Origin of the sequence: Rhizobium sullae, from assembly GCF_025200715.1 — a bacterium.
GTDB classification, from domain to species: domain Bacteria; phylum Pseudomonadota; class Alphaproteobacteria; order Rhizobiales; family Rhizobiaceae; genus Rhizobium; species Rhizobium sullae.
Genome location: NZ_CP104143.1, coordinates 256,759 through 280,023, shown reverse-complemented (window position 1 = coordinate 280,023; position 23,265 = coordinate 256,759). Strand labels below are relative to the sequence as shown.

General features: G+C 58.9%; 26 protein-coding genes. 7 read left to right on the top strand and 19 right to left on the bottom strand.

The window, feature by feature from the left end:
* Positions 1-63: 63 nt before the first annotated feature.
* The 4 genes from N2599_RS01405 to N2599_RS01390 form a co-directional block, all read right to left on the bottom strand.
* A complete protein-coding gene (locus N2599_RS01405; protein WP_027509886.1) occupies positions 64-1,017 on the bottom strand; it encodes a flagellin N-terminal helical domain-containing protein in 954 nt (317 codons plus the stop codon).
* Positions 1,018-1,317: 300 nt separating this feature from the next.
* Positions 1,318-2,223 carry a flagellin N-terminal helical domain-containing protein gene (locus tag N2599_RS01400; RefSeq protein ID WP_027509885.1) on the bottom strand — a complete coding sequence of 302 codons (906 nt, stop codon included), beginning with the start codon at positions 2,221-2,223 and terminating at the stop codon, positions 1,318-1,320.
* A gap of 246 nt (positions 2,224-2,469) precedes the next feature.
* Entirely contained in the window at positions 2,470-3,381 is a 912-nt protein-coding gene (locus N2599_RS01395; protein WP_027509884.1) for a flagellin N-terminal helical domain-containing protein, read from the bottom strand.
* Between the two features lie 286 nt (positions 3,382-3,667).
* Positions 3,668-4,576: a flagellin N-terminal helical domain-containing protein gene (locus N2599_RS01390; RefSeq protein WP_027509883.1), complete on the bottom strand. Its 909-nt coding sequence runs from the start codon at positions 4,574-4,576 to the stop codon at positions 3,668-3,670.
* 380 nt (positions 4,577-4,956) lie between these two features.
* Here N2599_RS01390 and N2599_RS01385 point away from each other — a divergent pair, with 380 nt between their 5' ends.
* The gene (locus N2599_RS01385; RefSeq protein WP_051336550.1) at positions 4,957-6,888 is read left to right on the top strand and encodes an O-linked N-acetylglucosamine transferase, SPINDLY family protein; all 1,932 of its coding nucleotides are present in this window, start codon (positions 4,957-4,959) and stop codon (positions 6,886-6,888) included.
* Between the two features lie 92 nt (positions 6,889-6,980).
* Here N2599_RS01385 and fliP read toward each other — a convergent pair whose 3' ends face one another.
* The 13 genes from fliP to flgF form a co-directional block, all read right to left on the bottom strand.
* Positions 6,981-7,718 carry a flagellar type III secretion system pore protein FliP gene (gene fliP / locus N2599_RS01380; protein ID WP_027509881.1) on the bottom strand — a complete coding sequence of 246 codons (738 nt, stop codon included), beginning with the start codon at positions 7,716-7,718 and terminating at the stop codon, positions 6,981-6,983.
* Positions 7,715-8,236: a flagellar basal body-associated FliL family protein gene (locus tag N2599_RS01375; protein ID WP_027509880.1), complete on the bottom strand. Its 522-nt coding sequence runs from the start codon at positions 8,234-8,236 to the stop codon at positions 7,715-7,717. The genes fliP and N2599_RS01375 overlap by 4 nt, the downstream gene beginning before the upstream one ends.
* A gap of 12 nt (positions 8,237-8,248) precedes the next feature.
* Positions 8,249-8,965: a flagellar basal body L-ring protein FlgH gene (gene flgH / locus N2599_RS01370; RefSeq protein WP_027509879.1), complete on the bottom strand. Its 717-nt coding sequence runs from the start codon at positions 8,963-8,965 to the stop codon at positions 8,249-8,251.
* Positions 8,962-9,504, bottom strand: coding sequence for a MotE family protein (locus N2599_RS01365; RefSeq protein ID WP_027509878.1), 543 nt, complete (start codon positions 9,502-9,504; stop codon positions 8,962-8,964). The genes flgH and N2599_RS01365 overlap by 4 nt, the downstream gene beginning before the upstream one ends.
* Complete coding sequence (locus N2599_RS01360) at positions 9,501-10,622, bottom strand: flagellar basal body P-ring protein FlgI (RefSeq protein WP_027509877.1); 1,122 nt, start codon at positions 10,620-10,622, stop codon at positions 9,501-9,503. The genes N2599_RS01365 and N2599_RS01360 overlap by 4 nt, the downstream gene beginning before the upstream one ends.
* Entirely contained in the window at positions 10,619-11,101 is a 483-nt protein-coding gene (flgA, locus tag N2599_RS01355; RefSeq protein ID WP_027509876.1) for a flagellar basal body P-ring formation chaperone FlgA, read from the bottom strand. The genes N2599_RS01360 and flgA overlap by 4 nt, the downstream gene beginning before the upstream one ends.
* Positions 11,102-11,119: 18 nt before the next feature.
* A complete protein-coding gene (gene flgG, locus N2599_RS01350; protein WP_022718690.1) occupies positions 11,120-11,908 on the bottom strand; it encodes a flagellar basal-body rod protein FlgG in 789 nt (262 codons plus the stop codon).
* Positions 11,909-11,928: 20 nt separating this feature from the next.
* Positions 11,929-12,258 (bottom strand): flagellar hook-basal body complex protein FliE, encoded by a 330-nt coding sequence (gene fliE, locus N2599_RS01345; protein WP_027509875.1) that lies wholly within the window; start codon positions 12,256-12,258, stop codon positions 11,929-11,931.
* Positions 12,258-12,674 (bottom strand): flagellar basal body rod protein FlgC, encoded by a 417-nt coding sequence (flgC, locus tag N2599_RS01340; RefSeq protein WP_027509874.1) that lies wholly within the window; start codon positions 12,672-12,674, stop codon positions 12,258-12,260. The genes fliE and flgC overlap by 1 nt, the downstream gene beginning before the upstream one ends.
* Positions 12,675-12,678: 4 nt before the next feature.
* Complete coding sequence (gene flgB / locus N2599_RS01335; protein WP_027509873.1) at positions 12,679-13,071, bottom strand: flagellar basal body rod protein FlgB; 393 nt, start codon at positions 13,069-13,071, stop codon at positions 12,679-12,681.
* A 159-nt stretch (positions 13,072-13,230) separates the two neighbouring features.
* A complete protein-coding gene (locus N2599_RS01330; protein ID WP_027509872.1) occupies positions 13,231-13,791 on the bottom strand; it encodes a hypothetical protein in 561 nt (186 codons plus the stop codon).
* A gap of 2 nt (positions 13,792-13,793) precedes the next feature.
* Positions 13,794-15,200 (bottom strand): flagellar protein export ATPase FliI, encoded by a 1,407-nt coding sequence (gene fliI / locus N2599_RS01325; RefSeq protein ID WP_027509871.1) that lies wholly within the window; start codon positions 15,198-15,200, stop codon positions 13,794-13,796.
* A gap of 16 nt (positions 15,201-15,216) precedes the next feature.
* Positions 15,217-15,951 (bottom strand): flagellar basal-body rod protein FlgF, encoded by a 735-nt coding sequence (gene flgF, locus N2599_RS01320; protein WP_027509870.1) that lies wholly within the window; start codon positions 15,949-15,951, stop codon positions 15,217-15,219.
* A gap of 253 nt (positions 15,952-16,204) precedes the next feature.
* Here flgF and motA point away from each other — a divergent pair, with 253 nt between their 5' ends.
* The 6 genes from motA to N2599_RS01290 all read left to right on the top strand — a co-directional run bounded on the left by motA (position 16,205) and on the right by N2599_RS01290 (position 21,386).
* On the top strand, positions 16,205-17,077 hold the full coding sequence (motA, locus tag N2599_RS01315; RefSeq protein WP_027509869.1) for a flagellar motor stator protein MotA: 873 nt from the start codon (positions 16,205-16,207) through the stop codon (positions 17,075-17,077).
* A complete protein-coding gene (locus tag N2599_RS01310) occupies positions 17,078-18,025 on the top strand; it encodes a FliM/FliN family flagellar motor switch protein (RefSeq protein ID WP_027509868.1) in 948 nt (315 codons plus the stop codon).
* Between the two features lie 64 nt (positions 18,026-18,089).
* Positions 18,090-18,662, top strand: a complete 573-nt coding sequence (gene fliN, locus N2599_RS01305; RefSeq protein WP_027509867.1) for a flagellar motor switch protein FliN — start codon at positions 18,090-18,092, stop codon at positions 18,660-18,662.
* A 28-nt stretch (positions 18,663-18,690) separates the two neighbouring features.
* Positions 18,691-19,731, top strand: a complete 1,041-nt coding sequence (gene fliG / locus N2599_RS01300; RefSeq protein WP_027509866.1) for a flagellar motor switch protein FliG — start codon at positions 18,691-18,693, stop codon at positions 19,729-19,731.
* A 129-nt stretch (positions 19,732-19,860) separates the two neighbouring features.
* Positions 19,861-20,940, top strand: a complete 1,080-nt coding sequence (gene flhB, locus N2599_RS01295; protein ID WP_027509865.1) for a flagellar biosynthesis protein FlhB — start codon at positions 19,861-19,863, stop codon at positions 20,938-20,940.
* Between the two features lie 5 nt (positions 20,941-20,945).
* The gene (locus N2599_RS01290; protein WP_027509864.1) at positions 20,946-21,386 is read left to right on the top strand and encodes a BspJ family T4SS effector nucleomodulin; all 441 of its coding nucleotides are present in this window, start codon (positions 20,946-20,948) and stop codon (positions 21,384-21,386) included.
* A 70-nt stretch (positions 21,387-21,456) separates the two neighbouring features.
* Here N2599_RS01290 and visR read toward each other — a convergent pair whose 3' ends face one another.
* Positions 21,457-22,206 carry a transcriptional regulator VisR gene (gene visR, locus N2599_RS01285; protein ID WP_027509863.1) on the bottom strand — a complete coding sequence of 250 codons (750 nt, stop codon included), beginning with the start codon at positions 22,204-22,206 and terminating at the stop codon, positions 21,457-21,459.
* Between the two features lie 9 nt (positions 22,207-22,215).
* Positions 22,216-22,956, bottom strand: a complete 741-nt coding sequence (gene visN / locus N2599_RS01280; RefSeq protein ID WP_037141857.1) for a transcriptional regulator VisN — start codon at positions 22,954-22,956, stop codon at positions 22,216-22,218.
* Positions 22,957-23,265 lie beyond the last annotated feature (309 nt).

Below are 23,265 nucleotides of genomic sequence, written 5' to 3'. Positions count from 1 at the left end.
ACTAGAAAGCCAAACTTGCGCGAGGATGAATGGCAGGCTTTTCGCCTGCCGTTCAGGCTGACACTACTCAAGCAGGATCAGGACCTTGCTCGCGGACGTATTCATGATCGAAAGTGCTTCGGTTGCCATGTCACGTGCCGTTTGAGCTGCAGACAGGCGGATCGACGCTTCGTCCATATCGGTATCGACAAGGGCGCCGATACTGGTCTTCAGCGATTTCGAGAGCGTGGCGACGAAATCCTGCCGGTCTTCGATACGCGCATTCATCGTGCCGAGACCTGCGGCGTCCGTATTGAGGCTGGAGAGGATATTGTCCAATACCGTCAGCATGTCCTGCAAGTCCTGCGACGTCGAACTCGCGGAAATCGATATTTCAGTGCCGGTCGCCGGTGTCGTCGAGCCTGCATCGAGCAGATAGTAGTTGCGGGCCGGTACGGCATCCGGATCGGCATTGATCGATTTCGTCAGGAGACCGCGGCTGGCATCGTTCGTGTCGATCATGATCGTATTGGCCGCCGGGTAGGTAATATTCTGCGGGTAAACTTCACCGTTCGAGCCCCGGACGAAGCCGCCGATGACCGATCGCTGCACCGGCGCCGTCGCGTCCCGGTTCAGGAGCCAGTTCTCGCCGGAAAAGTTGACGGAGTTTACGGCGCTTTCCAATTGCGTCTTGTACTGCTCCATCGTGACGCTGAGCTTGTCGCGATCGTTGGCCGGGTCGGTCGCTGATACGACGGTCTTGCGGATCTCGGAAACCACATCGATCAGCGATGTCATTGCCGTATAGGCGGTATCGACCTTCGCGGCACCGAGACCGAGCGCATCGCCGATCGTCTTCAACGCATTCTCGTCTGACCGCAAGGTCGTTGCGGAAGCCCAAGAGGATGCATTGTCCGCCGCCGTCTGGACGCGCAGCTCCGATGATACCTGCCGCTGAACGGTGTCGGCTTCCTTGCTAACGCCGCGAAGAACAGTGAGCACGTTCAACGCGCCTACGTCTGTGATCGTGTAGGCCATCGATAAATCCCTGAAACGAAATGAATGGGACAGGCCGGATTGCCGGCAGCGACTTAACTGGCTTCATGCCGCCGGCTGGTCCCTCCAGGCCGGTGTGTCGCAAGCAAATCAACTCTACAATGACGTTAACCCGACATTCACCTTGACGGCAAGAGGTTGAAAGCGCTCGCCGAACGCGTTGGCAAGCTTGACGCAAGCTCTTGATTTCCAAAACCGAAATCGCGCCAAAGCGGCGCGATTTGCTGTCTGTCGCTGCGGCTGTGGATCGCCGCATGAATGGTTGTAGCTTCAATCAGAAGCTTAATTTTGGAAGAGCGACAAAATATTCTGCGCGCTGGAATTCGCAATCGACAGCGACTGGATCGCAAGCTGCTGCTGTGTCTGCAGCGCGGTTAGCTTGCTGGACTCTTCTTCCATGTTCGCATCAACGAGACGGCCGACGCCTGAATCGATCGAATCGCTCAGAGCCGAGACGAAGCCTTCCTGCAGCTGGATGCGCGTCGAAATCGAGCCAAGCTGGGAAGCTGCTCTTGTCATCGCCTCAAGGCCGAGTTCAACCGCCGTGAGCGCCAAGGAAATTCCATTCGTTCCGAAGGATGTAATGTCCATCGAGTAGATGGAACCGATGGTGCCGTTCGAGGAACCGATGATACCCGTCGAGGTTTCGATCGCGCCGCCGCTCATCCCGAACAGAACGTTGCCGGTCGACGAGGAGTCGAGCTTATAATCGGTGGTCGTAACGGATGTGTTTCCGTTGCCATCGCGGACGAACGAGGAGACAACGCTTTTCGTCTCGCTGCCTGCGACCCAGTTTTCGCCGGAGAAGGATGCGGACTGCGCAATGCTGAGGAGCTGCGCCTGCAGCTGCTTGACCTCTTCCTGGATTTTCGTTCTGTCGACACCCTTTTCGGTCGCAGCAACCAGCTTGGCCTTGATTTCAGTCACAACGTCGACGGCGCTGTCCATGGCGGAATAGGCGGTATCGACCTTGGCGGCACCAAGCCCGAGAGCGTCGGAGACAGCCGAAAGCGCCTTGTTGTCAGAGCGCATGGTCGTTGCGATCGACCAATAGGCAGCATTATCGGCTGCCTTTTCCACGCGATAACCAGATGAAACATGATTTTGAGTTTCTTCCAGGCTGTCGTTGATGCCGCGCAGCGTCTGGAGAGCGGCCATTGCCGCGACGTTGGTCAAAATGCTGGTCATAAAATGATTGCCCCTTGTTGGCACACATTCAGGAAGGGACATTCCGGACTACCGGGAGCGGCGGTCAGCTTTCATGCCTGTTAACCGAAAATCAATATTGGTTAACCCGCCGTCTCGTTGAGCGCAGAAGATGCCAAAATGGTTAACAAATAGTTAACGCCAACAGAAAAAGCCGCGCTTCGACGGAGCGCGGCTTCCTGATTGTGGCCCGCCGGCAGCGCCGGCAGGCGATTTTTCGTCGACCTATTAGCCGCGGAAGAGCGACAGGATGTTCTGCGAAGAGGAGTTGGCGATCGAGAGAGACTGGATCGCCAGCTGCTGCTGCGTCTGCAGGGCGCTGAGCTTGGAAGATTCTTCTTCCATGTCGGCATCGACGAGACGGCCGATACCGGAGTCGATCGAGTCGCTCAGAGCCGATACGAAATCGTCCTGTAGTTCAATGCGGGTGGAGATCGAGCCGAGCTCTGCGCCAGCCGAAGTCATCGCCTTCAGTGCGGATTCGACGTTGGACAGAGCCGTCGAAAGCTGGCCCAGCGTGAAGTTGGTGATGTCCATCGAGTAGACGGAACCGGTTGCGCCCGTCGAAGTACCGAGGATACCGGTGGAGGTTTCGATCGTGCCGCCGCTCATGCCGAACAGGACGTTGCCCAGCGAGGCATTGTCCAGGATATATTCGGTGGTCTTGACGGACACGCCATTCGAACCATCGCGAACGAAGGACGAAACAACGCTCTTCGTGGTGTTGTCTGCGCCGGCAACCCAGTTTTCACCGGAGAAGGAAGCCGACTGAGCAATGCTCATCAGCTGTTCCTGAAGCTGATCGATTTCTTCCTGGACCTTGGCCTTGTCGACGCCGTTTTCGGTCGCGGCAACCAGCTTGGCCTTGATTTCGGAAACGACGTCGATGGCGCTGTCCATCGCGGCATAGGCAGTGTCGACCTTGGCAGCACCGAGGCCGAGAGCATCGGAAACGGCCGAAAGCGCCTTGTTGTCGGAACGCATGGTCGTTGCGATCGACCAGTAAGCAGCGTTGTCAGCAGCCTTGCCGACGCGCAGGCCAGACGAAACGTGGTTCTGGGTTTCGCCGAGACCCTGGTTAATGCCACGGAGAGTCTGGAGAGCTGCCATTGCAGCATTGTTGGTAACGATACTCGTCATGTCTATTTGCCCCTTTGGCAGGAAAAACAAGGAAGGGACATTCCGGAATTTTTAGCCGGCCCACCGCGATCAGCATCATGCCTGTTAACCATTTCTATGAAGGTTAACTCGCCGTTTCGATGGGGCCTAGAAAACAGCAAGATGGTTAAGGAATGCTGAAGTCAAATAGGAAATTTAGTTAATGAAATCTGAACGTTAAATGCAGTTTTGTTAACCTGTTCTTAAAACAATTTCTCGGCCGGGAATAACCCGGCCGAGAAACCCGTACTTGTCGGTTCGACCGCTCTTAGCGGAAGAGCGACAGGATGTTCTGCGAAGAGGAGTTGGCGATCGAGAGAGACTGGATCGCCAGCTGCTGCTGCGTCTGCAGGGCGCTGAGCTTGGAAGATTCTTCTTCCATGTCGGCATCGACAAGACGGCCGATACCGGAGTCGATCGAGTCGCTTAGAGCCGATACGAAATCGTCCTGCAGCTCAATGCGGGTGGAGAGCGAGCCGAGCTCGGCACCAGCCGAAGTCATCGCCTTCAGTGCGGATTCGACGTTGGACAGAGCCGTCGAGATCTGGCCCAGCGTGAAGTTGGTGATGTCCATCGAGTAGACGGAACCGGTTGCACCGCTCGAGGTACCGAGGATACCGGTGGAGGTTTCGATCGTACCGCCGCTCATGCCGAACAGGACGTTGCCCAGCGAGGCGTTGTCGAGGATATAGTCGGTGGTCTTGACGGACACGCCATTCGAACCATCGCGAACGAAGGACGAAACGACGCTCTTCGTGGTGTTGTCTGCGCCGGCAACCCAGTTTTCGCCATTGAAGGAAGCCGACTGAGCGATGCTCATCAACTGCGCCTGCAGCTGGCCGATTTCTTCCTGGACCTTCGCCTTGTCGACGCCGTTTTCGGTCGCGGCAACCAACTTGGCCTTGATTTCGGAAACAACGTCGATGGCGCTGTCCATCGCGGTATAGGCGGTGTCAACCTTGGCAGCACCCATACCGAGAGCGTCCGAAACAGCCGAAAGCGCCTTGTTGTCGGAACGCATGGTCGTTGCGATCGACCAGTAAGCAGCGTTGTCGGAAGCCGCGCCAACGCGCAGACCCGTCGAAACGTGGTTCTGAGTCTGGTTCAGGCCCTTGTTGACGTTACGCAGCGTCTGGAGAGCTGCCATGGCAGAGTTGTTCGTATTAATACTTGTCATAAGTCTGTCCCCTGGAAAACTAGATACAAAAGGAGGACATTACCGGACTGCTTACCGGCGATGACGGACCAGCTTCATGCCCCTCGGTGCCCTGTATTCTTGGCCCAAACCCGTCATGTCGGGGAGCAATCTCGCAGGCAATGCTTGCCAACTTCTTAAAAACGAAGCAGTGCCCGAACGCGGGCAGCAGGCGTAGTTAATGCGCGGTAAATATCTGTAATCTCAGGCTAAAAGCATTTCATAGCGCGCATTCACTGGCCACCTGTTTCAAGCAAGCTTCGCCCGGCATTATGCGATAACCAGGGTTGGGATAATTGCGTCTTTGCGGCGCCGTGGCCCCGCGCGACCCTGAATGGCGACATTCAAACGGACATTTCCGCATGGAGTTGGTTTTGAACAGCAAAGTTTCGTTTTCGGCAGCCTCCAAAGACTACCAGATGGGCCGCTACACCCAATCGCTTGTCACACTGAACCAGCTCATCGACAGGCAACAGGACGCCAAGACCTACGCGCTGCTTGCGAAGAACCTTCTACAGTTGGGCTTCAAGGCGGACGCGGCAAGATCCTATGCGCTCGCTGCTCAATATGACAGCCCGAATGCATACGAATACCAGAAGCAGGCTGCACGTCTGCATTTCGAGAGCGGGAACGAAGACGACGCATTGCTGATCGGCATGCGCAATCTTTCGAAGGCGCAGGATGACGCGGAACTCGCCTATATCCTGACCTCGATCTACCTGAACCGCCAGCAGCGCGACATCGTGAAGCCGTTCAAGAGAGTGCTGTCGGAAAGCGCCAATCCGGACCACTCCAGGCTCGCCGCCCTGCTTCTGACTGACGATCTGCATGACCAGACCAACCAGATGCTCGCGCGCAATCTTTTCAAGCGGTACCCCGGCAATATCGCTTTCCGCTTTCTCTATCTAGTCTTCTTGCGCGAGTTCAACGATTTCGACGAAACCGAGAAGCATAGCGGCCCGATCACCGAGCGCATCGCCAAAGGCGATCTCGACGTGCTTCGCAAGGACAACCCGTTCTACCATCTTCACTGGAATGGCGACGAGAGCCTGAACCGGTTTGCCACGATCGGTACGACGCCCCTCAATCCGGAACGCGTCGCCATGCGACGGAAGATGCCGCATGCTTGGACCGACAAGATCCGCGTCGGCTACATGTCCTCGGACTTCTGGGATCACCATGCGACGATGAAGCTCCTGCAGCGCATCCTCGAACTGCACGACACGGGTCGCTTCGAAATCACCCTGTTCTGCCACACCGAGCCGGAGCATCTCACGAAGAACACGACCGATCGCAGCCGTTGGGGAAAGGTCGTCGATGTGTACGGCCTTTCCAATGAAGCAATCGCTGCCATCGTTCGCGAGCACAACATCGATATCATGGTGGACCTGAAGGGCCACACCGCTGGCAGCCGGGCGTCGTCTTTCAATCTGCCGCTGGCGCCTGTTCACGTCGCCTGGCTCGGTTTTCCGGGCAGCACGCTCAACATCGATCTCGACTACGTCATCGGCGACCGCTTCGTCCTTCCGGATGCCGCAAAGCCGTATTACCACGAGAAGTTCTGCCGGATGCCGGAAAGCTACCAGCCGAATGACCCGACGAACCGTCCGAAACCGAAGCCGGTCACGCGGGCCGATCTCGGCCTGCCGGAAGATGACTTCATCTTTGCTTCGTTCAACGGCAACCGGAAAATCATCGCCGAGACGATCGACATCTGGTGCAATATCCTGAAGCGCGCGCCGAACAGCGTCCTTTGGATCATGTCAAACGGGGCGCGGAACCATGCAAATCTCTCGAAGAGGTTCCAGGAGGCCGGCATATCGCCGAAGCGCATCATCTTCTGCCCGCGCGTCACCTACGAAGAGCATATCACGCGCCAGCAGGCGGCCGATATCGGCATCGACACATTCCCGGTCAACGGCCACACGACCACGTCGGAGCAGCTCTGGGGTGGTCTGCCTGTCCTGACAGTCAAGGGCACGAACTTCGCGTCGCGCGTCAGCGAGAGCCTGCTGCAGGCGATCGGCCTGCCCGAACTGGTGGCCGAGGACCTGAAGGCTTATGAAGACATGGCCGTCGAGCTGGCCCAAAATCCTGAAAAGATCGCCGAGTACAAGGCGCGCCTGAAAGCCAACGGCCCGATCATGCCGCTTTTCGACGCCGAACGCTTCTGCGATCACCTGGAGACGGCCTACATGATGATGGCTGAGCGTGCCAGGAACGGCCTTGATCCCGATCACATCGACGTGCCGGCTTTGCCGCCGCGTGCAGAGCCGTTTTACTCGGCGGAATAACGGCCGCATAAGATGAAGGAAACCGCCGGGTGCGCGCCCGGCGGTTTTTCATCGCGGCAATGTCGCCCGATCGGGATTTTCGTTAGCGAAGATCAGCTGAAGGATCGCACCAGACTGCCGACCAAGAGGTTCCAGCCATCGATCAGCACGAAGAACAGGATCTTGAACGGCAGCGAGATCGAGGTCGGCGGCAGCATCATCATGCCCATCGCCATGGTGATCGTCGCAACGATCAGGTCGATGACGAGAAACGGCAGAACGATCAGGAAGCCGATCTCAAACCCGCGCCGAATCTCCGAAATCATGAAAGCCGGAATGAGAACGCGGTAGTCGATCTGAGCACCGGTCTGGACGGTCTGGCCGCGCTCGCGCGCGAGGTCGACGAAGAGCGCCAGATCCTTGTCGCGCGTGTTGGCAGCCATGAAGGTGCGGAAGGGCTCGGCGATGCGCTGCACGGCTTCCTGTTCCTGGATCTGGTTGGCAAGCAGCGGCTGCACGCCGTTCTGCCAGGCCTGATCGAAGGTCGGCGACATGACGTAGAAGGTCATGAACAGCGCCAGCGAAAGCAGGATCATGTTGGAAGGTGTCGACGAAAGCCCCATGCCCGTGCGCAGGATTGAAAAGGCGATGACGAAGCGCGGGAAGCTCGTCACCATGATCAGGATGCCGGGAGCGATCGAAAGGACAGTCAGAAGGCCGAAGGTGCGGATGATCCAGGCCGCGACAGAGCCATCGACAGGTATGTTCAAAAGATCCGTCGGCAGCTGCTGGGCAACCGCCAATTCCGGCGCCGCCGTCATGGCAACGAAGAAAATTATGAATCGAATCATTCGATGACAAAGGTCCTGAACATGACCTTCGATACTCGTCCTTGCGAGCGCAGGTCAACACGTTCCTGTATGTCATCCTTGAGATATTGAAAGCCGCGCGGCCCTTCGATCTGCTGAAGGGAAACGGTGCGGATGTAAGCCAGGATATCCTGGTGAATATCTTCGGCCACCTTCACATCCGGCGGGCCGTTGAAAAGCAGCGCCACTTCGAGGCGGATCCAGTTTTCCGAGGGATAGGCGAGGTTCGACGTGATCGGCTCGAGCTGAACGACGTTGTTCGCCTCGGTGGAGATGTGCGGCAGCCCGCCCTCTCCTTCCGGCTTCTCTTCGCCGCCCGCCGAAACCGTTTCTGCCGCCGCCTCGGCCTGCTCGGCGCTCTTGACGTTCGGCGCAATCATGGTGCCGACGAACCAGCCGCCGCCGGCACCAAGAACGGTGAGCGCGAGCAAGCCTGCCCCCATGATCAGCATGGCGGATTTCGTTTTCGGCTTGCCTTCGGTTTCTTCTGCGTCTGCCATTGTCGTCCGGCCCTAGAGCGGCGAGAAGAGATCGATGGCCTGCTGGCCGCGCGGCGGCTGCTGCACTTCCATCAGACGACCGCGGCCGCCGTAGGAGATGCGCGCTTCGGCGATCTTCTCGTAAGAGATCTGATTGTCGGAATCGACGTCCTGCGGGCGCACGATACCGGCGACGTTGAGGATGCGGATCTCCTGGTTCACGCGGACTTCCTGCGAGCCGCTGATGACGAGGTTGCCGTTTTCGAGGATGCCTGTGACCACGGCGGCGACGAGAAGCGTCAGCTTTTCCGAGCGTTCGATCTTGCCCTTGCCATCGGTGCTGGTGTCTGAGCCATAGGTTATGTCCGTCTGGGAATTCGGATTCCAGCCCAAGATGTTTGCGTCTACGTCCCAATTGAGGCCGCTCGAATTCTGGCGGCTGCGATTGGTTTCGTTGTCGAACGTCGCCTTGTCGTTGATCTGGATATTGACCGTTAGGATATCGCCGACGTTGAGCGCGCGCGCATCCTTGAAGAGGGCCGCCTGGGAATCGCTCCACAGCGAATAGCCTTGCGCTACTTGGCGCGGCTGTTTCGGATAAAGTGCCATCTGGGGTGTCTGGCCATAGGCAAGGCCGCTGCCGATCGGACTCATGGCGGGTGCCCGGCCGATCTCCCTCACAGCCTGCGGCGACTGGCAGCCTGCAAGAAGGGCAACGGCGGCAATGGCAGCCGGGAAACGCTTGTTCATGAGGGATCCTTCGACGTATTGGGATCGGACGCGCTGGCGATGATATTGGCGATGACTGCCGCTTTCAGCGGGTCCATCTCGTTCAGGATCACGCTCGATTGACGCGAGCCGAGCCGCATGATCACCGCTGCTGCGACCTCGATCTTGACTTCCTGAAGCTGCAGCGCCGCCGCATCCGGCTTCATGTTCTTGTAGATATCGATGAGACCGGCCTCGGCCTGCTTGACGAAGTCGTTGCGGCGCTTCAGCCAGTCCTGATATTCGGCCTTGCGCTTGTCCATTTCCGCCATGCGGGAGTCGATATCGGCGCGCAGCTTCTCGAGTTCCTGCTTCTGCAGCAAATAGCGCTGGTCGCGCGCCGGATCGGCGATGTTGGTGCAGAATTGCCTGATTTCCTCTTCCGACGTCAGGTCTCCGGCTGGCCTTGCCGCTTCCTGGGCGAAAGCGCTAGGGATGGAGAGAAGGACGACTGCGGCAAACGGTAGCGAGAACCGCCGCAGCAGATCAGAGATATTCATGTCGAACTTCGAGCCGATCATTGCAGTACGAGCTCCGCCTGCAGCGCGCCAGCGGACTTAATGCCCTGCAAGATCGCGATGATACCATCCGGTTTGACGCCAATGTTGTTGAGACCTGCAACCAGAGTCCTGAGGTCGGGACCGTCGAGGATCGCGACGCGCCCGCCGTTCTGCTGTGCGGCGATATCGGTCTGCGGTTGAACGGCAGTGACGCCGCGCGAGAAGGGTTCCGGCTGGATGATCTGCGGCAGCTCGGTGACCTGAACAGTTAGCGTTCCGTAGCTCACCGCAACCGGCGAGATGCGGACATCCGCTCCGATGACGATCGTGCCCGTGCGTTCGTTGACCACGACCTTCGCCGGCGTATCGGTCTCGACGACGAGGTTTTCGATATCGGCCATCAATCGCGTCAGGTCCGCCACGCGCGGCTTCTGGACGACGACTTCCTGCGCGTCCCTCGCCTCGGCGAGCGGACCGCCGAAGCGGGCAGCGGCATAGCCGTTCACCACATCGGCAATGCGCACGGCCGTCGAGAAGTCCGGATTGCGAAGCTGCAGCACGAGATTGACAGAATCCTTGAAGTGCGAGGGAAGCTCGCGCTCGATAATTGCACCGCCCGGAACGCGGCCGGCGGTCGTGACGCCCTCAGTCAGGGTTGCTGCCTGGCCCTGGGCCTGAAAGCCGGACACGACGACGGAGCCTTGCGCGACCGCGTAAATCTGGCCGTCGGCGCCCGATAGCGACGTCATGATGAGTGTGCCGCCGCGCAGCGAAGTCGCATCGCCCAGCGAACTGACGCTGACGTCGATGCGGCTGCCGGGGCTGGCGAAAGGCGGAAGGTTCGCCGTGACCATGACAGCTGCCGTATTCTTCGCGTTGGACTCGCCGCCTTGCGTCGAAATGCCGAGGTTCTGCAGCATGGCGCGCATCGACTGTTCCGTGAATGGCGAGGCGCGGAAGCCGTCGCCCGTTCCCTGGAGACCGACGATGAGACCGTAGCCGATGAGCTGGTTGTCGCGTCCGGCCTGCAGTGAGGCGATGTCCTTGATGCGCGAAGTCAGCGCAAACGCCGGCGTCACATGCGCCATGCACATGGAAAGGGCCGCGAGCGCGGTGAGAATGCGAGAGACAATCTTCATTTTGCCGCCACGTGTATGGTGCCGTTGGCAAGCACTGTGCCGCTGACGATGACGCCCGAATCCATGTTACGAGCGCGGATGACCTGACCTGTCGAGCCATCCTCTAGCGGAGAGCCCGCTGCGGAGATGGTCATGTTGCCGATGTTGAAGACGAGGCGGATCTGCGAACCGCGCGTCACCGTGTAGGGCTCACGCAACGCCGAGATGGAGATGGTCCGGCCGGGCAGCAGCGTGCGCTTCGAGATCATGCCGCGAACTTCCTCGATGGATTTCGCGTAGCCGCCCGCAAGGTTCGGGTTGGTCACTTCGACTTCCTGAAGCTGGCCGCCGCTGATCGTTTCCCCGGGATAGATGATAGCCGTCGGCACGACCGCATAGCCCGTGCCGGCGCTCGCCGCGCCGGGGATGAAAATGCCTGCAGCAGCAACCGCGGCCAATGCCGTCAAAGCGACGATATTTCTCGCCCGGCGAAACATCATGTTCGGCCCTTTCCTCGTTTACTTCAGGTTCTTGCTGACGATGGAGGCCATTTCGTCGGCAGTGGTGATGACCTTGGAATTCATCTCATAGGCCCGCTGGGCCGATATCAGTTCGGTAATTTCCTTCACCGGATCGACGTTCGAGGATTCCAAGTAGCCCTGCTTCATGTATGCGAAGCCCTCTTCGTCCGGCGTGCCGACGACCGGGTCGCCGGAGGCGGGCGTCTGCTGAAAGAGGTTGTCGCCGAGCGGCTGAAGGCCGGCCTCGTTGACGAAACTCGCAAGCGTCAGCTGGCCGAGCGTTGTCGGATCCGTCTGGCCCGGGAGCTTGGCGGTGACTTCACCGGAGCGGCTGATCGTCAGTTCGGTCGAGCCGGTCGGAATGGTGATGCCGGGCACGACTTCGTAACCATCGACGGTTACGAGCTGGCCCTGATCGTTCTTGTTGAAGGCGCCGGCACGCGTATAGAGCGTCGTGCCGTCTGGAGCCTCGATCTGGAAGAAACCCTTGCCGATCAGCGCGACGTCGAGGTCGTTGCCGGTCTGGCTGAGTTCACCCTGGATGTGCAGGTTGCGGATTGCCGATGTTTGCACGCCGAGACCGATATTGGCGCCTTCCGGAACGATCGCCTGATTGGCGCGGTTTGCCACGCCCTTGGCGCGTTCGGTCTGGTAGAGAAGGTCGGTGAACTCGGCGCGTGCGCGCTTGAAGCCCGTCGTATTGATGTTCGCGATGTTGTTCGCGATCACTTCGAGGTTGGTCTGCTGGGCATCCATGCCGGTTGCCGCAATGGCGAGCGCTCTCATCGGTTCGTCCTTAAATCCAGTTACATCTGCATCTTGGTGACTTCGAGAAAGGCCGACACGACCTTGTCACGGATTGCTATTGCGGTTTGAAGCGTCTGTTCGGCCTGCAGCATGGAATCGACCACTTCGCGGGTCGTCGCCGTGCCCTTGATGCCGGCGAAGGACATGCTTTCGGCGCCCTTCATGGTGTCAACGGCCTGAGTTGCCATGTTGCCGAGAATGGCGGCGAAGCTCTGGTCGTTCCTGGCGCTTTCGGCTGCCGAAGAAGCCGTGGAGGAATTCTCGGTCGCAACGCTGCCGATGCCGCGCGTGAGAGAGAGAGAACTGACGTTCTGTACGTTATTGATCATTATTGGCTCTTCAGAAGATCGATCGTGGAGGAGATCAGGTCGCGGGTCTGCTTGATGGTCTGCAGGTTGGCGTCATAGGAACGGTTGGCTTCGCGCATGTCCGCCATCTCGACCAGCATGTTGACGTTCGGGAGCTTGACGACGCCGCGCTCGTCGGCGGCGGGGTTGCTCGGATCGTATTCGGTGGTGAAATCGGCCTCGTCGACGCCGAGCTTCTTGACGCCCACCGTCGTCACGCCGCCTGCGCGATCAACTTCTTCGCCGAACGTGATCGTCTTGCGGCGATAGGGATCGGCGCCGGGCGTATCACCGGTCGAGCGGGCGTTTGCGATGTTTTCAGAGACGATGCGCAAACGCGTCGACTGCGCTTCGAGTCCGGAACCTGCGATCTTCATGGCTGCTGTCAAAGGATCCACGGCATTACTTCCTTACGGTCATCAACATCATTCGATGAAAGGAGCCGACCAGCGAGGTATTCAGCTCATACTGACGCTTGATTTCGCCACTCTTGGACAGTTCCTCGGCCAGACCGACGGTGTTGCCGGATTCCTGAACGCCGATCTCCTGGTCGAGAGCCGCTTCCTTGACGTCGATGTCGCCGCTGGTGCTGAAATCGTTGCCGCTGAAATGCACCGGGTTGGTGCGGGCCATCGTGATATCGGCCTTGTCGAGAACGGCCTCGAAGGGCGTCACGTCCTTGGCACGAAATTTCGGCGTGTTAGCATTCGCAATGTTGCCGGCCACAACCTCCTGACGGATCGTCAGCCATTCCGCCTGCCGCGAGGCCAAGTCGAAAAGTTGAATCGGTTGCATGGGAACTCTCCGTGTTTACTGAGAGGACCCTACGGCGGTAATCTTGCGTCAGACTTACGGAGAATTCAGGCTTCGCTGCGGTCAGCTTTATTGGCCGTACCAAAAAGGAAAGAGGCCCGTCGCCTTCGCGCGGAGCCTCCAGCAGGATCGCTGCAGCGATCACTTGTTTTGGTAGATTTGGCCCCTGGAAGTCACGATCACCCATTTGCCGTCGCGCTCTTCCAGCGTGGCGAGGTGGCTTTCGTCCGGAAGGATCGATCCGACGCGCACGACATACATGCCCGAAGAATCCTCGATCAAGGCGCGGCCGTTTGCAACGTGCAGGAGCTTGAAGCCGGAAACGGCAGGGAACGGCTGGTCTTCGGGCACCATGGCACCCCTGTCGCTCTCCTTGCCGACATTCGAAACCGTCGCGGTCGTCAGCGGGTCAAAGGGAAGCTCTGGCTTGTTCTCGACCTCGTTCTTGTTGACCATGGCAAGCGGCGAGACACTGAAAACATTGCGCGCCGGCCAGTCCGGCAGGTCACGGCTCCGATCGCTCTGCGCGACGTCAATGCCGAACTTGTCCTCGTTGAAGAAGACGTACCAGGGGAAAAACGCCGCAGCACCTGCAAGCGTGAGCCCTGCCACAGTCAACACGCGGTCGAGCATCAGCGCTTGCCGCTTTTCCCGTGGCTTCAAGGGAGCGATGCGCTCATCATCGTCTTCGAATTTCGTCAAAGCTAACCTCTGGATCTCGTCGGGATCGTTGCCGGCTGGTTCGGAATTCCGGCAGCGGTCTTGAGAGCAGCCGCCAGGTCAGCAAAGGCATCGACCGACGCGCGATCTCCCGGAGACTGTTTCAAAACATCGTAAATAATTGGTACCTGCTTGACCGCCATGTCCAAATCCGGATCAGCGCCCGGCCGGTAGCCGCCGATGAGACGCAGGTCGCGCGTTTCCTCGAAGCGATGGATCAGCGCCTTCAGGCGCGAGACGAGCTTTTCCTGATCCGGCGTCCAGGCCTTGCGGGCAAGGCGCGAAATGGACGCCAAGGGGTCGATCGGCGGGTAACGGCCTTCTTCCGCAAGGCTTCGCTGCAGGACGATATGGCCATCGAGAATGCCGCGCGTCGAGTCGGCGATCGGGTCGTTGTGATTGTCGCCATCGACGAGGATCGAGATGATCGCGGTGATCGTTCCCGTGCCTTCCGGGCCGGGACCGGCGCGCTCTAGCAGCCGCGGCAGCTCGGTGAAAACCGATGCAGGGTAACCGCGGGCGATCGGCGGCTCACCGGATGCGGTCGCTACCTCGCGGATCGCATGGGCAAAGCGCGTGACGCTATCAACGATCAGCAGTACGTTGTCGCCCTGGTCGCGGAAATGTTCGGCGATCGTGACCGCCGTCAACGGCGCCATCTTGCGCAGCATCGGGCTTTCGTCGCTGGTCGCGACCACGGCGATCGATTTCTTCATGTTCTCGCCGAGCGTATCCTCGATGAATTCGCGCACCTCGCGGCCGCGTTCGCCGACGAGCGCAATCACTACCTTGTCGAAGGTATCGGCCATTGCAAGCATCGAGAGAAGCGTCGATTTGCCGACGCCCGAGCCTGCGAAGATGCCGAGGCGCTGGCCGTGGCAAAGCGGAGAAAAAATGTCGATGGCGCGGACGCCTGTCCGGAAGCCCTTCTCGACGCGTTTGCGGGTCATCGAAGGCGGCGCGGTATTGGAGATTGAACGGCGATCGAGGCCATCGACGATCGGGCCAAGGCCATCGATCGGTTCGCAGAGCGAATTGATCGTGCGGCCGCACCAACTTTCGGCCGGCGATATGCGAAAGGCCCCTTTGCGGATGACCGTATCGTGGATGCCGATCGGTTCGCCCGGCTCGATCGGGCAGACATATGCCAGTTCCGGTTCCACGCGGACGACCTCGCCGAGGTGGATGCCAGTCGCCGACTTGTGGGCGACAAACTCGCCGAGACGGACCTGCCGGGAAAGGCCGCTCACCGTATAGTGGCCAGCGGCAATGGTCTGCACATGGCCACCATGCGCGACCGCAAATTCCGGCTTAGCATAGCGGCTGACGAGGCCGGCCAGGTGTCCCAGCTTCGGCGAAAGCTCGTCTTCGGTCAGCATTGTCTTACTCATCCGTCAAACCTTCCGCTTAGCGGCTGCCGCCTAGCGTCTTGATCGCCTCGTTGAAGGAGTTTTCACTGTCGGTCGTCAGCGAGGCGATGCTTTCGAACGCGCGGTTGACTTCTATCAGCTGGGTGATTTCGCGCATGGCGTTGACGTTGGAGTTTTCGAGATAACCCTGCTCGACGCCGATATTGAACCGGTCGGTCACGGCCCGCGGTGTTTCCGTGGTCATGACGCCGCTGTTCTCATAGCGGAGGTAGCCCTTGTCGATATCGGCTTCAAAGAGACCGAGCGACGCGACCTGCCGGCCGCCTTGATAGATCATGCCGTCATTGCCGACCCTGGGTTCGCCGCCCGCCGTGTTCAGCTGGATCGGGGCACCGCCGGCGTCAAGGACCGGGTATCCGCGGATCGACACAAGCTCGCCTGTGTCCTTCATGGTGAAGCGGCCATCCTTGGTCAGAACCTGGCCCGCCGGCGTATCCAGAGCGAACCAGGCATCGCCCTTGATCGCAAAATCCAGCATGTTGCCGGTGTGCTGCAGTTCGCCGCTGTCTCCGGAGAGATAGTCGTTGCCCTGTGAGACGAAGGCAACCTTCGCGTTCAGCTTGTTGTCCGTGTCGCTAAGCAACTGATTGAACTTGACTTCCGTCCCGCGAAATCCGGTCGTGTTCACGTTCGCCATGTTGTCCGCGATCGTCGTCAGGCGCTTTTCGAGTGCCATCTGGGATGACAAGGAAACATAAAGACCGGATTGCATCTGAATAAGCTCCTGGCATTGGCGATGAACGGAACGAAAACCGGGGTCCCTGTCGTTTGTTCGACCACGGTTTTCGCTGAGGCGGCATCTCAGAAACGGGCGGATCGGCCCATTCGTCACCCTCAATCTGACAGCAAATCCTTGCGCGAAACTGGCATGCAAAATGCAAGCCGCAAGCGCCTAGCCATCAGCCTCACGCAAGCCAGCAACCCTATCCCTTGGGCTGAAAACAACGTTCAGGTTTGGACTGACGATGAATATCATTATCGGATTGGTGATCACGGTCGGCTGTATTATCGGCAGCTTCATGGCGATGGGGGGAGAGATCGAGGCTCTGTTTCAGCCTTTCGAGTTCGTCATCATCGGCGGCGCCGGTCTCGGCGGCTTTATCATGGCGAATCCCATGAAGGTCGTGAAGGATTCCGGCAAGGCGCTCGCCGAGGCGTTCAAGCACTCCGTTCCGAAGGAGCGCAACTATCTGGATACGCTCGGCGTTCTCTATTCGCTGATGCGCGACCTGCGCACCAAATCGCGCAATGAGATCGAAGCACATATCGACAATCCGGCGGAATCTTCGATCTTCCTGTCAGCTCCGACGATCCTGAAGAACAAGGAACTGACGGCATTCATCTGCGACTACGTCCGTCTGATCATCATCGGCAATGCCCGCTCGCATGAGATTGAGGCACTGATGGACGAAGAGATCAACACGATCCTGCACGACAAGATGAAGCCTTATCACGCCATCTCGATTATGGGCGACTCCTTCCCGGCGATCGGCATCGTCGCGGCCGTCCTCGGCGTCATCAAGGCCATGGCGCATATCAACGATTCGCCGGAAGTCCTCGGCCACCTCATCGGTTCGGCCCTCGTCGGCACGTTCCTCGGCATCATTCTGTCCTATTCGGTCTGCGCGCCGCTGGTTTCGCAGATCAAGGTCGTGCGCACAAAGCAGCATCGCCTCTACGTGATCGTGAAGCAGACACTGCTTGCCTACATGAACGGCTCCGTTCCGCAGGTGGCTCTCGAATACGGCCGCAAGACGATCTCGGCTTACGAGCGTCCATCGATCGACGCGGTCGAACAGGAAATGATGAACCCGGGTGGCGAGAACAAGGCGGCCTAAGTGACCATGAGCAACCTTTCCCCTCAAAGGCCGGCGATGGACCCGGTCCTCCTTGCGAAGCTGACCGGGCGCCTCGGCGACCGGGCGACCATAGAAAAGCTCTGCGTTTCACTGTCGGAGGTCTATGGCGAATTCCTGCCGGATATTTTCAAGAGCGAAACCGGGCTAGACATTGCCGTCGCCTATCTTGGCTGCAGTTCCAGCTACAAGAACGACCTGATCGCCGACCTCGGCACCAATGTGACCCTTGTCGATGCGACGCTGCGCAACTGGTCGCAGAATATCACCTTTGCCTGCGGCAACAGCTTCGTTATCACACTGATGGAAAACCTGCTTGGAGCTGCGTCCGATACGATCGAACAGCCGGCCGACAGGTTGCTCTCGGTCATCGAACTTGAACTTGCGGTCATGGTTTTCGAGAAGATCGCCAATGTCTTCCGCTCCGCGGTCAATCCACCGGGCGGTTTCGAGCCCAGCCTTGAGCCCCCGCATGCGCTGGATTCGCGTGCCCGGCCCTCCAAAGACACGCCGGACGAATTCGCCTCGGCGATCAACATGACGATCACGCTTTCGGGCATCACATCCGAATTCTCGGTGATCGTGCCCCAGGCGCCGCTGCTGAAGACGCAGATTTCGGCGCCGAAGGCGAAGACCCAGTCCGCCAAGTCTGAGGCATGGACCGAACAGCTCAGCGAACAGGTCCACCGGTCGCATGTGACGCTCGACGCGAAAATCCGCCTTCAGGACCTGACGTTGCGCACGATCTCCAAGCTCGCACCGGGCGACGTCATCCCCTTCCGCGACACCGGCGACGTCCGCGTTGAGGTCAGTGCCAACAGCAAGGAATTGTATGTGTGCGAGTTCGGGCGTTCCGGCGAAAATTACACCGTCCGGGTCAAAGATACGATCAGCTCCGATGACGAGCTCATCCGTCATTTAATGAATTAATCGGTTCCCGTCCCTTTCGCTGCAACGGCAGTTTGAGGCAAGTTTCAACTGGAATAGTGATTTCATGGCTACGAAGAAAACACAGCAGAACGACGATCTGTCACTGGAGCTTCCAGGCAACGAAGCTGACCTCGATCAGGCGATCGATGATCTCCGCGGGGTTCTGAAGCAGGATTCGGACGGCGAAGTTCCAGAGTTGGGCGAAGAAGCCGATGTTTTCGGCGCCGGAACCGGTACCGATCTGTCGGCTTTCGGCGACTTCGGCAGTGACAGCACAGCCGAGACACCCTTCGGCAACGGCGACTTTGGCGGCTCTTCGGATTTCGGCGATACCGGTTTCTCCGCGGCGATCGTCGAACCGGCACCGCTTGGCAGCGCGCTTTCTTCGAACTTCGAACTGATCATGGACATTCCGATCGACGTCCAGATCATGCTCGGCAGCAGCCGCATGCAGGTTTCCGGCCTGATGAATCTCAACGAAGGCGCCACCATTGCCCTCGACAAGAAGATCGGCGAGCCGGTTGAGATCATGGTGAACGGCCGCAAGATCGCACGTGGCGAAATCACCGTCCTGGAGAATGACGACACCCGCTTTGGGGTTAAATTGATAGAAGTTTTGAGCACCAAAAAAGCCTGACCCCGGTTAGGGGCGGAGAGGTTAGACCATGATGGACTTTGACGATTTCGGCGGCGCACTTGCCGGGAAACCGTTGACCCAGGCTGAAAAAGCGGCGGCTGTACTCCTCGCTATGGGGAAGGGAGTCGCAGGCCGGCTGTTGAAATATTTCACCCAGGCCGAGTTGCAGACGATCATATCTTCCGCTCAGGCTCTGCGAGCCATTCCGCCGGACGAGCTGCTTGGCCTGGTGGCCGAATTCGAAGACCTCTTCACCGAAGGCGCCGGCCTGATGGACAATGCCAAGGCCATCGAGAGCATTCTCGAAGAGGGCCTGACGCCGGACGAGGTAGACAGCCTTCTCGGCCGCCGCACAGCATTCCAAGCATACGAAACCTCCATCTGGGACCGTCTCGGCGAGGGGGATCCGGCCTTCATCGGCAAGTTCCTGCTGCGCGAACATCCGCAGACCGTTGCCTATATTCTTTCGATGATGCCGTCTTCCTTCGGCGCCAAGGTGCTGATGCAGCTTCCGGACAGCCGCCGCGCGGACATCATGAACCGCACCGTCAACCTGAAATCCGTCAGCCCCAAAGCCGCTCAAATCATCGAGAAGCAGGTGGTGACGCTGCTGGCCGAAGTCGAAGCCGAGAAGAACTCGATCGGATCGAACAAGGTTGCCGAACTCATGAACGAGATGGACAAGCCGCAGGTCGACACGTTGCTCACTTCGCTGGAGTCGATCAGCCGCGAATCCGTCAACAAGGTTCGCCCGAAGATCTTCCTCTTCGACGACATTCTCTACATGCCGCAACGCAGCCGGGTCATGCTGCTCAACGATATCTCCGCCGACGTTCTCACCATGGCTTTGCGCGGCGCGTCGGCCGAAATCCGCGAGGCAGTTCTCTCCTCGATCAGCCCGCGCCAGCGCCGCATGATCGAATCGGACCTGCAGAGCGGCACTGCCGGCATCAATCCGCGCGAGATCGCCATTGCCCGGCGTGCCGTCGCCCAGGAAGCGATTCGCCTGGCAAACTCCGGCCAGATCCAGCTCAAGGAGGCGGAGAGCGGAGCGCCGGCAGCAGCCTAAGCTTCTGCTTCTGTTGACAACCCGGCGAGAAACCGTTCCCGGCGTTGATCACGATGTACCGCAAGACTACGCTTTTCGGAACGGGCCGCGCCTTGCTGCGGCCCTTTCCATTGATGGAGGGCCGCGAACTTGGCTGATGAGGACAAGGACAGCAAAACAGAAGCCCCGACGGCGAAAAAGCAGGCCGACGCAGCCGAGAAAGGTAATACGCCCTTCTCACGCGAAGTGCCGATCTTCGCCACCGTTCTTGCGACCTTTATCTATCTGACCTTCTATCTGCCCGATGGTATCAGCCGGGTCAGCGAATCGCTTCGTGACATCTTCGAACAGCCGGACCAGTGGAAGATCGAGACCGGGCCGGACGCGATGTCACTCTTCGTGCATCTCGGCTGGGTGAGCGCTGTGCTTCTCACCCCGGCCATGCTGCTGTTCATGATCTTCGGCGTCGTAGCCTCCATAAGCCAAAATCTTCCTACTCCAGTTCTCGAACGCATCCGTCCGCAGCTGTCGCGCCTTTCGCCGGCCAAGGGCTTTGCGCGCATCTTCAGCGTGCCCGGCCTGATCGAATTCGGCAAATCGCTCTTCAAGATCCTGATCGTCGGAGTGATCATGTTCTTCGTGCTGAAGAGCGAATATTTCAACGCGATCGATGCGATGTTCTCCGACCCACAAACCTTCTTCGAGCGGACGATGACGATCATGCGCAAGATCGTGCTGGTCGTACTTTTCGCAACGGCCGTCGTTGCGATCGCGGACTTCTTCTGGTCGCGACATCACTGGTTCACCGAACTCAAGATGACGCGGCACGAAGTGAAGGAAGAAAACAAGCAGGCGCAGGGCGACCCGTTCGTGAAGGGCCGCCAGCGCTCGCTGATGCGGGACCGTGCCCGCCGCCGCATGATTGCCAATGTCGAACGCGCCACGCTCGTCATCGCCAACCCGACGCACTATGCCGTGGCGCTGCGTTATGTGCGCGAGGAAAACGATGCGCCGGTGGTTCTGGCCAAGGGTCAGGACCTTATTGCGTTGAAAATCAGAGAGATAGCCGAAAAGAATGGGATTCCTGTTTTCGAGGATCCGCCTCTTGCCCGCTCCATGTTTGCGCAAGTCTCGATCGATAGTGTCATCCCGTCAGTATTCTACAAGGCCGTGGCAGAGCTCATTCACCGGGTTTATGCTGCCGACGCCAGGAACAAACGGGTAAGATAAGCCGAATGAAGAAATGCCCCTACTCTTCTCAGCGTGAAAGAATTCTTGCCGAAGCCATCAGCCCGGTTGCGACCGAGCTTCGGCTTCTCGACGCTTCGGATCTCATTTCGCTGCTGCGCTTCGAGTATTACGGCAGCATCGCCGATCTGGTTGCGTCGGCTGCAGAGCTGTTCTTTCATCCCGGCACCGTCAATTTCGGCCTTGGGGGCAGTTACACGCTGGAATGGGGCGGCAAGCCCGAGGTCGTCCTCGATCTCGAGATCAAGCCACGCGGCGTGACGGTCTATGCGCAGCTCACGATGGCGGAGCAGCATGCCGGTATCGAGATCAACCATATCGCCTTCCAGGATCCGTCTGCCGATCCGGACGTGAACACGGCCTTCCTCGAACGCAGCCTGCGTGAAAGCCGGTACAATACCCGGCCGCTTCAGGCGCTTGCGGGCTGATCGATACTTCAGTTTCAGGCTTGGAAGAACCCGGCCGGTTTATCCGCGCCGGGTTTGGCAATTGGCCCCTTCAGCTGATGTAGCCGAGGCGGATCGCCTTGGCGATCGCCTGGATGCGGTTGACCGAATCCAGCTTGATCGTCGCCGAGCCGAGGTAAGCATTCACGGTATGGACTGAAAGTCCGAGCTTGTCGGCAATCTCTTCGCTGATGCGCCCGTCGCCCGCAAGCTGCAGGCAGGCAATCTCGCGCTCGCTCAGTGTTTCCGCCGCCGCTACGCGGCGCTCATCCATCGAGAGCAGATCCATCATGACCTGGCAGCTGCGGCCATGAAGCTCCACGATCATGTCGCTGCCGGGATCGAGGTAATCGCCCATGAAGATGACGAACCCGTTTCCTGCCGTACCGAGCCGCACAGGAAAAGCGAGGCCTGAAAATGGCAGAATGCCGTCCTTCAGTCGCGTCATGAACGGCGCGAAATCGGTCGAGCCGGGCGCGGTGCGATCATGGCCGCCGGCCCACGACAAGGGCAAAAGGGATTTTTCGATGTGTTCCAGCAGCGCATCGCCATAGGCATCCACAAGTGCCTTGCTGGAGGCCACCGCAGCCGACAGCCCCCAGTTTTCCAATTCGCAGACCAGACGCTGCTTCGCAGGTAGGCCCGAGCCGCTCATCCGGTAGACCGCGAAATTCTGGGCGTCCGCCAGCTTCTGCATCGCGACCAGCCGCGGGAAGAGATCGGAGCGGCTGCTTACCCTGTTCACACGTATGCTGCGGATGTGTTCGGTACTACCCATCGCCCTGCTTGACGAATGCCCCATAAATTCCCCTCAGACGAGATTATTTCTCACCGCAAACGCTATCGCCTCGGAGCGAGTCTTAGTCGCTGTCTTTCGCATGACGCTCGTAATGTAGTTGTTGATCGTATTGCGGGAGATGCCCAGGATCATCGCGATCTCATCGCTGGTTTTGCCTTCGGCGATCCAGAAGAGACATTCGAGCTCCCGCTCCGTCAGCTCGAAATCGCGGTCCACCCGGGTGCCGGCGCACTGGAGGGAGCTCGCGAGATAGCCTGCAAGAAGCCCGACGTCCCTCAGCCGTTCCGGCGACAGGATAAACCCGTCATCGAAGAGAAACATCAACGATAGCCGCGAGCGACCGACATTGAACGTCAAGGAACAATACTGGCGGCTGGCGCCATCCGGCACATGGGTATTGTCGGGGAGGAGTGCAAAATGCGGCTGGAAGAGCTGCATGCATTTTTCCAGCTCGGTCGTGCGCGCATAGCTGTTGGTCAATGCCGCCGCCAGATCCTTCACGAGGTCGAACGGCCAGTCCGAGGATACGATAGAATCGAGGCCGGCTTCCTGAATGAGATCGGAGCGCGCCAGCAGGTAATGCGACGCCCCAACGTAATCCGTCAGCGTGCGAAGTGCCGCCTGCAACCTGCCGCTGTTGGCAATTTCGCTAAGTTGCCCAATGAGCTCCTCGCGGGAGCAAAGGCTGATAGCCTGGAGACCGACGAAATTCGCGGACTGATTTTCGCCCTTAAGCAGTGTGTGCATATCCATAGGCAGCGTCCCGCGCGGCTGAGTGCCCGTCTCTGCAAGGCATTGTTGCGCAGGACCTACGCGGCCTGCCGCAATGACTAGACGAATCACCCAAGGGTAAGTCAGACGTCAGAAACTACCATATCCGAGTTCTTGGGATTTACTCTTGCCGCTTTCCGTGCGCGTGATTCGCGCTCAGACATCGCTTGATTAGATAGTCTTGAACCTATGGTGATTCTCTCAGTCTCGCAACACAACACTCGTTATAGGCGAGTCATCAATATGAGCAATTCTTTGACGCAATTCATACATACTTTAAATTCAGCTAAT

Bases quoted from the DNA above. Each gene is read 5' to 3' on its own strand.
- N2599_RS01365 (WP_027509878.1), bottom strand. From the start codon at position 9,504: ATGATCGGCTCGAAGTTCGACATGAATATCTCTGATCTGCTGCGGCGG.
- visR (WP_027509863.1), bottom strand. From the start codon at position 22,206: ATGGGGCATTCGTCAAGCAGGGCGATGGGTAGTACCGAACACATCCGC.
- fliP (WP_027509881.1), bottom strand. From the start codon at position 7,718: ATGATTCGATTCATAATTTTCTTCGTTGCCATGACGGCGGCGCCGGAA.
- N2599_RS01400 (WP_027509885.1), bottom strand. From the start codon at position 2,223: ATGACCAGCATTTTGACCAACGTCGCGGCAATGGCCGCTCTCCAGACG.
- N2599_RS01390 (WP_027509883.1), bottom strand. From the start codon at position 4,576: ATGACAAGTATTAATACGAACAACTCTGCCATGGCAGCTCTCCAGACG.
- motA (WP_027509869.1), top strand. From the start codon at position 16,205: ATGAATATCATTATCGGATTGGTGATCACGGTCGGCTGTATTATCGGC.
- fliI (WP_027509871.1), bottom strand. From the start codon at position 15,200: ATGAGTAAGACAATGCTGACCGAAGACGAGCTTTCGCCGAAGCTGGGA.
- flgB (WP_027509873.1), bottom strand. From the start codon at position 13,071: ATGCAACCGATTCAACTTTTCGACTTGGCCTCGCGGCAGGCGGAATGG.
- flgF (WP_027509870.1), bottom strand. From the start codon at position 15,951: ATGCAATCCGGTCTTTATGTTTCCTTGTCATCCCAGATGGCACTCGAA.
- visN (WP_037141857.1), bottom strand. From the start codon at position 22,956: ATGGATATGCACACACTGCTTAAGGGCGAAAATCAGTCCGCGAATTTC.
- N2599_RS01290 (WP_027509864.1), top strand. From the start codon at position 20,946: ATGAAGAAATGCCCCTACTCTTCTCAGCGTGAAAGAATTCTTGCCGAA.
- N2599_RS01360 (WP_027509877.1), bottom strand. From the start codon at position 10,622: ATGAAGATTGTCTCTCGCATTCTCACCGCGCTCGCGGCCCTTTCCATG.
- N2599_RS01375 (WP_027509880.1), bottom strand. From the start codon at position 8,236: ATGGCAGACGCAGAAGAAACCGAAGGCAAGCCGAAAACGAAATCCGCC.
- fliG (WP_027509866.1), top strand. From the start codon at position 18,691: ATGATGGACTTTGACGATTTCGGCGGCGCACTTGCCGGGAAACCGTTG.
- flgH (WP_027509879.1), bottom strand. From the start codon at position 8,965: ATGAACAAGCGTTTCCCGGCTGCCATTGCCGCCGTTGCCCTTCTTGCA.
- N2599_RS01405 (WP_027509886.1), bottom strand. From the start codon at position 1,017: ATGGCCTACACGATCACAGACGTAGGCGCGTTGAACGTGCTCACTGTT.
- flgA (WP_027509876.1), bottom strand. From the start codon at position 11,101: ATGATGTTTCGCCGGGCGAGAAATATCGTCGCTTTGACGGCATTGGCC.
- N2599_RS01385 (WP_051336550.1), top strand. From the start codon at position 4,957: ATGGAGTTGGTTTTGAACAGCAAAGTTTCGTTTTCGGCAGCCTCCAAA.
- fliE (WP_027509875.1), bottom strand. From the start codon at position 12,258: ATGATCAATAACGTACAGAACGTCAGTTCTCTCTCTCTCACGCGCGGC.
- N2599_RS01395 (WP_027509884.1), bottom strand. From the start codon at position 3,381: ATGACGAGTATCGTTACCAACAATGCTGCAATGGCAGCTCTCCAGACT.
- fliN (WP_027509867.1), top strand. From the start codon at position 18,090: ATGGCTACGAAGAAAACACAGCAGAACGACGATCTGTCACTGGAGCTT.
- flgG (WP_022718690.1), bottom strand. From the start codon at position 11,908: ATGAGAGCGCTCGCCATTGCGGCAACCGGCATGGATGCCCAGCAGACC.